General features: G+C 70.3%; 10 protein-coding genes and 2 pseudogenes. 4 read left to right on the top strand and 8 right to left on the bottom strand.

Features of this window, described 5'->3' with window-relative positions; translation table 11 throughout:
- A partial coding sequence (locus R2B38_RS44705) for an IS481 family transposase (RefSeq protein ID WP_318021556.1) occupies nucleotides 1-1,618 on the bottom strand: 1,618 nt, incomplete at its 3' end.
- Nucleotides 1,619-1,806: 188 nt separating this feature from the next.
- Between R2B38_RS44705 and R2B38_RS44700 the strand changes: the two genes are divergently transcribed.
- Nucleotides 1,807-2,283 (top strand): hypothetical protein, encoded by a 477-nt coding sequence (locus tag R2B38_RS44700; RefSeq protein WP_318021555.1) that lies wholly within the window; start codon nucleotides 1,807-1,809, stop codon nucleotides 2,281-2,283.
- A 165-nt stretch (nucleotides 2,284-2,448) separates the two neighbouring features.
- Nucleotides 2,449-2,814: a beta family protein gene (locus tag R2B38_RS44695; protein WP_318021554.1), complete on the top strand. Its 366-nt coding sequence runs from the start codon at nucleotides 2,449-2,451 to the stop codon at nucleotides 2,812-2,814.
- Here R2B38_RS44695 and R2B38_RS44690 read toward each other — a convergent pair.
- Nucleotides 2,759-3,385 carry a sce7726 family protein gene (locus R2B38_RS44690; protein WP_318021553.1) on the bottom strand — a complete coding sequence of 209 codons (627 nt, stop codon included), beginning with the start codon at nucleotides 3,383-3,385 and terminating at the stop codon, nucleotides 2,759-2,761. The two genes, R2B38_RS44695 and R2B38_RS44690, sit on opposite strands and share 56 nt — an antisense overlap.
- A gap of 394 nt (nucleotides 3,386-3,779) precedes the next feature.
- Here R2B38_RS44690 and R2B38_RS44685 point away from each other — a divergent pair, with 394 nt between their 5' ends.
- Nucleotides 3,780-4,733, top strand: coding sequence for a hypothetical protein (locus R2B38_RS44685; RefSeq protein ID WP_318021552.1), 954 nt, complete (start codon nucleotides 3,780-3,782; stop codon nucleotides 4,731-4,733).
- Between the two features lie 277 nt (nucleotides 4,734-5,010).
- Nucleotides 5,011-5,616 (top strand): annotated as a pseudogene (locus tag R2B38_RS44680) (DUF6000 family protein).
- A gap of 214 nt (nucleotides 5,617-5,830) precedes the next feature.
- Here the strand turns inward: R2B38_RS44680 and tpg are convergent.
- The 6 genes and pseudogenes from tpg to R2B38_RS44650 all read right to left on the bottom strand — a co-directional run bounded on the left by tpg (nucleotide 5,831) and on the right by R2B38_RS44650 (nucleotide 12,195).
- The gene (tpg, locus tag R2B38_RS44675) at nucleotides 5,831-6,385 is read right to left on the bottom strand and encodes a telomere-protecting terminal protein Tpg (RefSeq protein ID WP_318021551.1); all 555 of its coding nucleotides are present in this window, start codon (nucleotides 6,383-6,385) and stop codon (nucleotides 5,831-5,833) included.
- Nucleotides 6,386-6,389: 4 nt separating this feature from the next.
- Nucleotides 6,390-8,593: pseudogene (gene tap / locus R2B38_RS44670) on the bottom strand (telomere-associated protein Tap).
- Between the two features lie 17 nt (nucleotides 8,594-8,610).
- A complete protein-coding gene (locus tag R2B38_RS44665) occupies nucleotides 8,611-8,994 on the bottom strand; it encodes a hypothetical protein (RefSeq protein ID WP_318021550.1) in 384 nt (127 codons plus the stop codon).
- Nucleotides 8,995-9,145: 151 nt separating this feature from the next.
- Nucleotides 9,146-9,757 (bottom strand): hypothetical protein, encoded by a 612-nt coding sequence (locus tag R2B38_RS44660; RefSeq protein ID WP_318021549.1) that lies wholly within the window; start codon nucleotides 9,755-9,757, stop codon nucleotides 9,146-9,148.
- Nucleotides 9,758-9,835: 78 nt separating this feature from the next.
- A complete protein-coding gene (locus tag R2B38_RS44655) occupies nucleotides 9,836-10,588 on the bottom strand; it encodes an ATP-binding protein (protein ID WP_318021548.1) in 753 nt (250 codons plus the stop codon).
- Nucleotides 10,585-12,195, bottom strand: coding sequence for a transposase family protein (locus R2B38_RS44650; RefSeq protein ID WP_318021547.1), 1,611 nt, complete (start codon nucleotides 12,193-12,195; stop codon nucleotides 10,585-10,587). Before R2B38_RS44650 ends, R2B38_RS44655 begins: the two co-directional genes overlap by 4 nt.
- Nucleotides 12,196-12,206 lie beyond the last annotated feature (11 nt).

Below are 12,206 nucleotides of genomic sequence, written 5' to 3'. Positions count from 1 at the left end.
GGGACCTTTCGAGTCGCACGCATGGGCCCAGGGGCGGTGGCGGTAGCGGGGTGGTGGCGATGCGAGCGCCGACGATCTGAGCGCGCTTCGCCCGATCGACAGGCGCCGGGAGGGTCTTGACCAGGTAGCCGCCCGCGATGACGTGCATGACCCGGCCCTCGAAGCGCAAGGTGACCTGCTGGCCGACGAGGTGGGCGGCCAGCAGCAGGCGCTGTCCGCTGAGCTGGATGTCACCGTCGCGGTTGACGATCCGGTCCACCTCGATGACCTGCTCGGGGCGGGCAGATTCGGCCGACGGCTGGCCGGGCTCCGGTCCGGCGATCCGGGCTCCTCGAAACAGGAGCTTGCGCAGGTCATCTGGCGTGAGTCGGGACGATCGGGTCCGGATGAGCTCACCGTTGAGCAGAACGTGGACGCTCTTGCAGTCGGCCCAGACGGTCACGCGCTTGCCGCCGAGGGCTTCGGTGAACTTGACCTGCTGGTTGTTCACGAGGAACACCCGGCCGATCGGCGAGATGGTGGTCTCCCACTCCACCGCCCGGATCTCTTCGTCCGCCACCGGCGTGCGCGGCGAGGGTAGTTCAGCAGGCAGCCGCAGCGGGACCAGCCCCAGCTCGGCCAGCGGCGGCTCCGTGCTCGGCGGTGGGGCGGGCAGCTCGATGTGGCTGCCGGGCGGTCCGGGGCGGAACGCGGTGGCCGGGGCGGCCATGTCGAGGGCCTGGTGAGGGCGGTCGTGGTTGTAAGCGTGCACCCAGGCGTCGAGCGCGGCCTGTGCGGTGGCCTGGTCGGCGAACGGGCCTGCGTCGTCGAGGAGTTCACGGCGAAGGCTCTTATGGAACCTCTCGATCTTCCCGGTCGTGGTGGGTGAGCGGGGCTTGGTCAGACGGGCAGTGATGCCGTTCTCCCGGCAGATCCGCTCGAAGAGCACCTCGGCGGGGAACGGCCTGGTGAAGCGGCCGGTGAACTGCTTGCCGTTGTCGGTCAAGACCTCGGACGGGACGCCGTAGACGGCCATGGCTTCGGCGAATGCGGTGGCCACGGCCCGCCCGGTGGGCTGGGCCACCACCTTGGCGATCACGATGAACCGGGAGTGGTCGTCGATCCCCGTGATCAGCTTGCACTCGCGGCCGCCGGCCAGGAACACCCCACCCATGATGTCCAGCTGCCACAGCTGCATCGGAGCGTCTCGCTGCCAACGCCGATAGACGCGACGGTGGTTCTGTTCTTGGTGACGAACCAGGCCGTTGCGGACGAGGATCCGGTGCACCGTACTGCGGCCGGGAACCGGGGCGAGACCGCGGCGCTTGAGCTCGTGGACGATACGTCGGGCGCCCCAGCGCGGGTGGGCCAAGCGCAGCTCGCACACCGTCGCCTCCATGTCGCCGGCGATCTGGGTGGGCGAGTAGTGCGGACGGCGAGACCGGTCCGCCAGGGCCTCAAGGCCGCCCTGGTCGTAACGGGCCACCCAGGCATAGACCGACTGCCGCGAGGCGCCGACTTGGCGGGCCACGTGCGCTACCGGGTCACCGTCCTTGACCATGAGCACCGCGCGGTAGCGATGCTCCGCCAACCAGCGCCGGTCATCAGCGGCTTCCTCATCCTCGGTCTTCTCGCCCACGCCTCTTCAACGATCACGAGGCGTCAGAGATGTCCTCGGACCGTCCAACTTCTCTCGGGACTTCGGTGCCCAGCATGTCCTGGGACTTCACACCACCGGGGAGATCAAAGTTTCCGTTGACACCCGAGCCCATGCGCCGCGCGGTCAACCAACTGGTGTCCGAGGCGGTTGAGCGCTGTCAGGAGGTCATGAGCTACGCGGCATCGGACGTCGCGCGCGACTGGAAGCGGATGACGCTGTACCGGGCCACGGACGCGGCGGACACCATGGACAGCGTGGCCATGCTGATCGCCGCGTACTGCGAGCACGTCGGCATGGCCCCCGAGACCCTGCGCGGCTACCTCCAGCTCAGCCAGCAGCACAGCCGAGCCGATGGCCCGCAGGAGCAAGACCGGGCGCACCTGGCCGGCCTGCTCGGTCAGACGGAGCCCGTCGACACCGACGAACTGGTGCGGATGTTGTACAGCCGCGGGCAGCACCAGGCGCAGGACGCGCAGCAGCCCGAGGACGCCCCGGAGGTGCTGTTCACCATGGCATGCCTGCACGGACTGCGGGCCAAGCTCTGCGACGACCTCGGCTCCTTGGACCGGTTCCCGCCGGAGGTCGCCGCGATGGCCCGGAAGGTCGCCGAAGCGCTCGAAGTCCCGGAGCCGGCCACGGCGTAACGCCGGAGTCGCACCGTCGTTGAACAGCGCGACTCCATAGAACCGGGAACTGCACACCGCATAAGGCCGCCGCAATGCGCTACACCTACGACGCCGCCAGCACGGACTCCCGGCCGGGCGACTTGGAGACCTGACCTGTCACCCGATCGTGCAGCGGACCCTGCGGTGCGGGAGAACTCAGGGCTGGATGGGCGGCTGGTGTATGGGGATTATTCGGTCGTGCACCCCGGCAAGCCAGCGCAGACGACGACGGGGCCGGTGACGATTCTGGGCCGGGTGCTGTACTCGGATCCGCAGGATTTCCTGGTGGTCAAGGGGCGGAACATGGCGGTGTACGGCACCGCGCAGATGCCGGCACTGGCCTCCCGTATCACCACTGATCCCGCCTTCCGCGGCCGGGGATTCAGCGAGGGCGAGCGTTATCTTGCCGACTGTGTGGCAGGCCAGGAGTCGCCGGGTCTTCCCGAGCGGTGGATCAGGGCCGGGCATACGCAGCATCTGGCCCAGACGGTGGAGCAGGTGGCACGGTAGCGGGCGGGCGGGCGGCCAGCGCGTGCTGGACGCGCTGGGACAGGCGTGCCACGGGCAGGGCGTCGGCCAGCAGCCGCCACAGCCGGTGGCGGGGCAGCCGGCTGGTGCCGGTGTGCCGGCCGAGCGCGGTGAGTTCGGCCAGGACTTCCTCCCGCCACAGCAGACGGGCCAGCGCCAGTGGCTCGCGGGCCGGGTTGGGGCCTGCCGCGCGCACCACCCGCAGGGACGGCTGCCCGTCTGCGGCATCGAGGAGCAGCACACCCCACCACGGTGAGGCCAGCGCTGATGCCTGGTCCAGGTAGTGGTCGGTGGTGACGAGCCAGGAGGGTTCGAAGACCTGGTCGTAGTAGCCGACCTGGCGGGCCAGGCGGTCCAGGCGGTCGCCTGGGCTTTTGATTTCGAAGCCGGTCAGGCGGGGAGCGAGGACCGCCATGTCGGCACGGGACTCGCCGTTGCACAGGCCGAACTCCTCACGCAGCACAGCATCTTTCGCCTCCGGCTGCTGCCAGATCCACTCCCGCAGGCGGGGGCGGACATCGGGGTCTCTCATCCGCTGCACACGCGCACTCATCCCGGCACTCTAGAACCCCCTCACCCTTCCGGGCCCCGCCCCGCCCGCTGGTTGGGGCGGGCCAAGTGCCAGGGGCGCGCCCCGTCACCGTTTTGAGCGCCGAGTGGACTGGCGGGTTCTGTGTGGTGTCCCCGTGGCCTAGGCCTGCCATGTGCCTTGTGCGTCCTGGCCTTGGGGGTTGGGCGGCCGTCTGTGCCGTCTGCTGTGTGCCCGGACTCGGACGGGCGGCCGCACCGACGCGGTGGCGAATCGTTTCGGTGGCTTTGGGTGCCGGCTCCCATCATCTCTGGAACTCGTGTTGGCCGGTGGGGTTTTGGCGAGCCGGCCCGCGGCGGCGCCGGCTGGGGCTACGGTCGGCGCCATCTGTGATGCCGGCACGCTGGGGGTTGTTCCTGTGGTTGCTTCCGACCTGCGCAAGGTGGCCGATGCGCTGCCCGAATTGGCCTCCCGGCACGGGCTGCAACTGATCTCGGCATCGGTGGGTGGCGACACCGGGCTGCGGGCCGTCCTTGGCGAGGACCGGTACGACGCCGACGCTATTGCCCACCTGGCCGCGGCCTGCGGTGCCCGCATCCTGTACTGGGACCTGGACCATTTCGATGCGGACGAGTTCGCTGTCCTGCCCGTCGACGGGCAGGACAGCGAGGGCGATCCGGCGCCGACCACGGACAACGGTGTGCCGCCGGCGCTGCGGAAGCGGACAGATACGTTGCTGGCTGCTGCACAGCGCCATGACGGTGAGGTGGAAGCCCTGCGGGTGGCCTTTGTCGTGGAGAGTGTGATCCACGAGTGGGAGGTGTCGGCGGCCTGGGCCGGTGACCTGCATGGGCGGTGGGAGGTGCTGAGCGACGACATCGAACAGGCGCAGCCCGCACGGGCCGAGCTGGATGTGCCGGATCCGGCGGAGGTGGAGCGGATCGCTGGTCTGCTGCAGAAGATGCAGGCTGTCGTCTCGGCCGGCAGCTACGGCCAGCGGCGCGAGGCCGCCGCCGAAGCGTTCCCGGCTCCCGGCGGCGAAGACGACTGGCTTCATCACCGTCTGCTCCAACAGGCCCTGGCTCTTGCCCAGCAGGCCATCCAGCAGGATGCCGCCGACGCCTACCGCACCATCGAGAACACCCTGGACGAGACGGCCGTCCGGCTGCTTGAGCAGGGCGTCCTGGACGACGTGCATGATGCGCCGGCACGGCGGATCGTGACCACGGATTTCCTGACCGAGCTCACTGGCGGACACCGGCCCAAGCCGCGCACCGTGACCCTGCTGCTGGGCCGGCCCGCTATCAAGGACTTCCTCGCCACGCAGAAGGCCGCCGCCAAACACCAGATCCAGCCTGTCCTGCCGCTCTAGCCGCGCACCACCCGCCCGGCCCCAGCGCTCGGAGCAGCAACAGCAGGCTCGGGCTTCTTCGATGTTCGACGCGGCTTGACCAGCGCAACACCCTTGAGGGGCTGGTGTTGCAACCACCTCTAGAGCCCAAGCCGCAAGAGTGGGGCCCCTTCGAAGCGTCAATGCCAGTTTGGCACCGCACCGTGGGCGGCACAGCAGTTGTCCCTCTGCGGACGGGTGGCGTCACGTCAAAAGGGCTGGCCGCGTTGCGTACCAGCAAGCCAGGATCGGATCTGTGATGCGCCATGCCCACGAGGATGCCGAGCTGCTGGCCCTGCGCCGCCGCTATGTCACGCCCGAGCGGCGCTATCTGAAGCTCAGCGGCAGCGTGCTGCGCATGCGAAGTCCTGAGTACGACCGATTCGTGCGGGATCTCGGCGAAGACGCGGGAGTCAGTACCGCGCAGGAGATCGCTACCCTCCTCGATGGCGGCTGGCGGAGCGGAGGACTGCCGCATGGCTCGTTGCCGTCTCCCGCCGGACCGAGTTCCGTGAGCGCCTCGGGGAGCTTCTGCTGGCCAGCGAGGTCTGCTGGGCTGGCCTATTGCGTGGCCCTGGCCAGTTTCGGCACGGCGCGCGACGCTGATCTGCTCGCCGCCTACCTTGATCGCTATCTTCGCCGCCCCGACCTGGCATACGACCAGACCGTGGCCATGGGCGCTCTCGTGTTCATCGACCTGAATCTCGGAGGCGACCGGGCCTCGCGATTCCTGGGTTCGGGCGGCTTGTGGCACCAATGGCTCCAGGCTGTGTCCCACATGCAGCGGACCGCGGCCCCTGCCACCTACCTGAGTCTGATTCGCCGGCTCTGCGCTGTCGTCGACGAATGCGCCGAAGCGAGATAACGGCGGCACACCTCGTGGTGATCCCGCGTGACGACGGTCGTGGAGGGTGCCCACACGCTTGGACGCCCCAGCCGACGCCGGAGAACACGCGCCCGGACGGTCTTCCCATCGAAGGAATCGAATCACCCCCGTGTGACAGCCAGCCTGCTCATGGGACGACTCCCGAGCCTCGGTTCAACGAATGGGACGCCACCGGCCAGACGTCAGGAAAAGGTCAGAAGGAGACGTCGAAGTAGTCGATGTCGTTGAGGGCGACCTCCAAGCCCGCGGCGCGCCGACCGCCGTCCTTGAAGTACACCTCCTGCAGTCCTTCCGCGACGATGTCGCGCAGCTGCTGGTCGCCGGCGCCCTGTTCGCGGGCGTCGAACAGGCGGCGCGCGTACTCCGCAGGAAGGTGGACGGTCAGGCGGCGGAAGCGGCCGTCGTCGGTCGTGCCGACGGGCGCGCTGTAGCCGAACCGGGCCCGGGTCTCCACGGTGATCCCGTCGGTGGCGGCGGCTTTCTGGCGGCGGCGCTTGCGGATGAGGGGCTGCCAGCGGGAGCGTACGGCGGCGTCGATCCGCTCCTGGATGTGCCGGGGCGGGTGCTTGCGGGCGCCGCGGCGGTAGCGGTTGACGGAGTCGGCGGTGATACCGAGTTCGGCTGCGACGGCCCCGGCCGTCTTCAGTTGTTTCATCAGGTAACTGATCTGCCCTTTGAGGGTCGTGGGCGGCTGTCTGGTGAACGCTTCCCGGCCGGCCCGCTCGATGGCGTCCTCGATCTCCCCCACCGTGCTACTCCCCTTCGTCCAGAACGGCGTCGCCGCCCTTGATGTGGCGCGCCGGGTTGTAGCCCTGCTCCATCAAGTCGACCGCCCACAGCATCGACTGCACACCTTCCAGCTTCGCCAGGCCAGGAGTCGGGCCGAGGCGGAACCCGCCCGGCTGCGGCTTGCCGGAGGCCGCGTACGGGAGGAAGCCGAGGGGGCTCTTCCCCGGGCTCGGGTAGACAACGCAGTCGGACAGCACCGCGAGCGGGTACAGGCCGGTCATCTTTGCCATGTTGTTCAGCTTGCGGTGCATGTTGACCCGCGCCTTGGAAATGACCGCGGCCCGGATGTCCGGGCGCCACGTCGGGCGTTCCAGGGCTGGCCATCGTTCGCCCTGCTTGTATGACTTTCCCTGCGGGCGTTCACGCAGCTTGCCCACGCCTCCCTTCACTGTGGCCTTGATCGCGGCCAGGACGGCGGCCATCGCGGGGTCGGTCTGCTTGTGCCGCTCCATCGCTGCCAGGAACTGAGCGTCTGAGAGGTCCTTGGTGACGCCGAGGTCGGCGAGCGTGTCGACGTACGCCGTCTTCAGCCGGTCGTGCCACGGATCCAGATACGCGCCGGTCTCCCGGCGCAGATAGGCCTCCAACGGGGCCACGGCGAAGCCGAGCTCCTGCGCGTAGGCGACGGTGTGCGTCTGGTACCAGGCCGGGCCGGTCGGGCGGGTGCCGTCCGGGGTGAAAGGTGAGGGAAGACGGGGGTCCAGCTCGATGTGGGAGAGGTCGACCAGCCAGGACCCGGGGATCTTCGGGTTGAACGTCGGGGCGTGGAAGTGGTCCGGGACGGACAGGCCCACGGTGAGGCGGGCCGACGCGGCGAGGAATGCGGTGTTGAGGTCCAGGCCGACCGCGAAGGGCAGCAGGCACTCGTCATCGCTCAGCAAGTCGACCGCGCGCACCCACTGGTACGCCTCCTCGTTCAGGAACCCGCCCGCCCAGCCGGAGTCAACGACCACGGGATGCTCAGGGGTGGCTTCCGGCGGGGCCGGGTCCACCGGCTGCGTTCCGAGGCTGCCGGGATTGTGTCCGGAGACCCAGCTCCCGCTCGCCACATCCTGCACGGCACGGGTGGGCGGGCGCAGCGCCGTCATCAACTCCAGCCCCGACACGGCCGTCGACCCGCGTGGGGTGATGACCCGCGTGGCGTAGGCGGCAAGGACGCGGGCGATGTCGGCGGGCTCCATCTCTGCCACGCCGGGCCAGGACCGCTCATCGAGAGCGTCCCAGGACAGGATCGCCAGCTGCACGCACTGCCGCTCGCGGCCCTGTGCCCTGCGGTAGATCCGCGCCCACGGGCCGAAGCCTCGCTGGGTGAGCTGCCACTTCGCCTTGCCGATCTGCTTGACGGCCGGGTGGTCGCCCGGGAGGCGCAGGGAGCGGCGCTGTTCGTGGCCCTCCAGGCGTTCGGGCAGGCCGAGCTTCACGGCGGCCGCCGCGGTGAGGACGATGAGCGGGTCGGAGTCCTTGCCGTGCCGGTTCAGCTTCGCGGCACCTAGGCCGGACTCGCGCAGCGTCCACTCCACCAACTCCACGATCGTGGTGGCCGGGCAGTCCAGCACGATGCCGTCGACCCCGTACGCGGAACCGTTACCGTCCAGGACCGCCAGCGGACCGTGCGGAAAACGCGGATCAGTACCGCCGGGTGCGGCGGCCTGTCTCTTCACCGGCCGACGCGACGATGCAGCCGACCGCCCGGCCGGGTCCGGCGGCTGCGGAACGCTCCGGACTGCGGGCGCCTGCACGAGCTCGGCTGGCTCGACTTCCGGCACCGTGGGCGGGGCGGAGAAAGTCTCCTCGGCCGTGGGCGGTGGAGTGGGGGCTGAAGACGCCTCCGCCTGCGGGTCCGTCGGTGCTAGGGGCGGGACGCCGCGTGCCGGCCGGCGTCTTCGCGCCCGGGGGGTGTGGCGGGGGCGGGGTATCGGTGGGCTAGGCCCTCGAGGAGGCGTCGGTAGGCCTCCAGGCGCTCGCCCCTGGGTTCGGCGCGGCCAGCCTCCCAGGCGGTGATGCTCGGCACCCGTACGCCCAAGGCCTGGGCGACGGCTGCGGGGGTCAGGCCCGCGGCCTCCCGCAGCCGGACCCGCTCTGCCGGGGCGGGGAGCACGGTGCCCTCATCGACGGCAGCGAGCAGGGAGTCGATCGCGTTGAACAACTGCGGTGGCTGGTCTGTCATCTGCCGTTCGTTCTCACTCACCGGACGCCCTGACGGATCTCTTCGAGCCGTGTCATCAGTCGCTGATAACGCTGGGAGGCGGCCTGGGAGGAATTCAGGCCCTGATGCGCGGCGATCTGCCGCCAGTCCATACCGCGGCGCCTCGCCTCGATGACCACCTGAGTCTCCAGCCGGTCCAGCTGCTCACGCATCTCCTCGAACAGGCCCAGAGCGGCACCCACGTCGTCCGGCCCCACGCCCGGTTCCTGCCCGTGGTCGTTCTGCTCGCCGGCGGCTGCCAGCAGTCGCCCCACCAGCGATGCGTCCTGCTCGACGCGACGCGCGGCCGTGGTGTCGTCACCAGGGGCGGGAGCCAGTACGGACAGACGGTCACGGGCCTGCTGGCGGAGATCACGTGGCATACCGCCACCCTATCGCACGGAAGCAATGGAACAACGATTCATTGTCTGATTGATGGCACGGGAGAAGCTGCCGCCTCGGGACGGCGTCGGGCAGCGGCACAACCTCAGCAGGACCGCCGCCCGGCACAGGACCGCGCCCCGGCGCTGCCGGTCACCGATGCCGTACATCCACCCAGGACTCCCCCGAGGTCTCCGCCGGCGGATGCAGCGCCCGCACGTCGGCGTGAGTGGTGAGGATGCGGTGGTCGCAGTGGCGCAGCAGATGCGCCAGGTCTGCGGGCAGTCCGGCGTGGTGCACGACGGTCACGTCTGTGCGGGTGGTGCGGTGCAGGGCCACCAGCTCCGCCCAGACGCCGCATCCGAAACGGTGCGCCCGCAGAACGGTCAGCCGGCGTACGCCTGCGGCTTTGAGGGCGGCGCGTGCTGAGCGCTCCTGCGCGGATGCGTTGCCGCTGGCGGCGCAGACGGGGGATCGCAGGGGACGGCCGTCGGCCACGGCGTGCAGGACGTCGTGCCACAGCAGTCGGCCGCCGCCGCTGACGGTGGGGTGGACGACGACCCGTCCCGCCGCCGGATGGTGGGCGGCCAGCACCGTGCGGGTGAAGCGCACATCGCCTTCGCGGTCCACGACCACGGTGAAGGGCGGACGACCCGTCGTGCGCAGCGTCTTGCGGGGCGGACAGCGCGGGGAGGCGGCCCGACCGCACACCAGCACGTCCACGGCGATCTCACCAAGTGCATTGATCGGATCCAGCAGACCCATCGCGGCCCATCTCCCTGTTTTCCCGCCCAGCGCTGTCTGGTAGAGACGATGACCTGCGGTGCTGCGTACAAGCGGGTATCAGGCGGAGCTGCCCAGCCGGCCGAACGCCCAGCGCAGGACCTCCCGGTCCACCCGTGGCCGGCCGGTACGGGCAAGCGCCAGGCGCACGTGGGCGGTGAGGCGGGCCCAGTCACGGAAGTTGCCGTGGGCGGCATGCTGGTCGGCGAAGGCGATGTCATCGGGGTCGGCGTCGGCCCACACCGGGTGGAACAGCGGAATCGTCTCCCTGACCTCGCCGGGGGTGAGGCGGGTGAAGTGCTGCCAGATGAAGATCCGCGATGCCAGCATCGGCTCGCGGCGCAGCACCGTGTGGCAGCCCTCGCCGCCGACGAAGATGACCGCGAGGTGGGTCGAGAGGTCGTCCCACAGGTAGCGGAAGTACTCGAATGCCTCCCCGTTGAGCCACTGGGCCTCGTCCACGAGGAAGGTGCGGGGGCGCTCGGCCAGGGCCGTCTTCAGCAGGCGGTCGAACTCGCTGGGGTGGCGCGGCGGTGCCCCGGGCAGGTCGAGCGCGGTGAACAGTTCGTAGCGCACCGCGCGGGCGGTGGGCCGGGCACGGAAAGCGAGCCGGCGGACATCCTCGGCAGGTTCGAGTTCTTGCAGGCACATGTTGACGGCCAGGGTCTTGCCGAAGCCGGCCCCGCCGTGGATACACATCATCGCGCGGGCCGCGACCGTGTCGGTGATGTTCTCCCGTGCGGTGAGCAGGGCGCGGGTGGTGACCACGGACGCGTCCGGCAGGCCGACGTACTGGTAGGAGGCCGCGGTCACAGGGTGTCTCCTTCTTCGTCGGTGGCGGGCTGTGCGCTCCGCGCGTCCGGGCCGGGCTGGACTAATGCGGAATCACGGCCGGACGGCACGGGGGCGGGCAGACCCGGTGTGGTCAGCGCGGCCAGGGAAGCAGGGGTGCGCCACCCGGCCGGAGGCGCAGCGGGCGGGACGAGGTCTCGCAGCGCCAGATCCGACAGGTCGGTGGCGGCGGACTGGGCGAGTTCGGCCTCCGCCTGCGTCGCGGTCAGCGCGCCGAGCCGCTGAGGGGCGGCGGGCTGGTTCACGGCGGCGTAGCGCTCGCGCCGAGAAGCCTCCAGATCCTTCCTCAGACGGCGGGAGCGAGCGGCCCGCGCCCGCCGTACGGCGCTGATCTGTTCGTCGGTGGCCTGGTCTGCCAGGTCCGCAGGCCCCAGGTAGCGGCCGGTGGCCGCGTCGTAGACCTCGATCCGGTGGTCATGGTGGGGCATGAAGCGGATGCGGACCTGGATCCCGGCCTGGCCGGTCATCCACGGCCCCACGTAGTCGCGTTTCCTGAAACGGATGCCGCGGGTGGTCAGCGTGCGGGTGCCAGCGTCCTCCAGGGTGAACGTCCACAAATCTGCCTCGGGCACGTCCCGCAGCGGGGTGGGATCGTCCTGCCACGCCTCAAGTGGGGTCCTGCCCCGCAACGGCGTGGGACGGTGCTCGGTGTTCCACCAGCGTGTCCAGTCCAGCAGCCGGGTGGTGAAGTCCTCGAAGCTGAGCAGCACTTCGCCCTTCGGACGGGAAGCACGCTTACCGGGGCGTGGCTGGCGGGCATAGCCGGGCAGCGCGGCCAGCAGCATCAGCTCCACCGCCCGGTTCAGGCCCTCCACCGTGCCCTTGAGATGCGGGGTATAGGCGGGCAGATCCTCCACCGTCACGTCCAGGAGATCGAACGCGGCAGTCACCGTCCTCGACAGGAAGTCCTTGCCACGGTCCACCCGTACCTTCTCCGGCAGACCGCCGAACGGACCGTAGGGGGCCTCGCGCAGGACCGCGGAGCGCAGCGCGGCCAGCACCGACTCCCGCGACGGATTCCCTGGCGTGACGGCGACGCCGGTGATCGCGTTCGTCGCGCAGTCGGTGAACCACGTGATCCACGGCCGCCGCGCCACACCGTCGACATCGACCAGCACCGGGGCCTGGACGTGATCGGTCTCCCACACCTGATTGCGCCAGCCGCGCGGCCGGGCCAAGAACACATCGTGCTTACGCGCCGCCCGCTCCCCTCCCGCAAGCCCCGCCCGCTCCCCCGGCGTCAGATCACGGCGGATCGCCCGGTGCAGCGTCGGGATCGACGGGGGCGGCGGCCCCTCTCCCCTGGCCGCGCGAGCGGTCAGCTCGCGATGCACCGCCGCGACGTTCCCCTTCCACAGCCCCAGCAGAGCCCGAACCTCATCAGTAACCGTGAACCGCCCGGGATACGCGGCCCGCTCCCCCGGTGCCCGGGCCGCAGCCTCGTCCCGCTCTGCGGCCGCCAGCCACCGCCACACCGCACGCTCCCGCACCCCGAGCACATCCGCCGCCGACCTCACCTGCCCAGTGGTGAGCTTCCCCTCCCGCCGCAGGGCCAGCAGACGACGCACCGCCGGTCCCC

Origin of the sequence: Streptomyces sp. N50 (assembly GCF_033335955.1) — a bacterium.
In the GTDB taxonomy this organism is placed as follows: Bacteria; Actinomycetota; Actinomycetes; order Streptomycetales; family Streptomycetaceae; genus Streptomyces.
This window is presented reverse-complemented; position numbering and strand designations above follow the sequence as displayed.

Coding starts and splice junctions, on each gene's coding strand:
- R2B38_RS44660 (WP_318021549.1), bottom strand. CDS start 9,757: ATGGGTCTGCTGGATCCGATCAATGCACTTGGTGAGATCGCCGTGGAC.
- R2B38_RS44690 (WP_318021553.1), bottom strand. CDS start 3,385: ATGAGTGCGCGTGTGCAGCGGATGAGAGACCCCGATGTCCGCCCCCGC.
- R2B38_RS44665 (WP_318021550.1), bottom strand. CDS start 8,994: ATGCCACGTGATCTCCGCCAGCAGGCCCGTGACCGTCTGTCCGTACTG.
- R2B38_RS44700 (WP_318021555.1), top strand. CDS start 1,807: ATGAGCTACGCGGCATCGGACGTCGCGCGCGACTGGAAGCGGATGACG.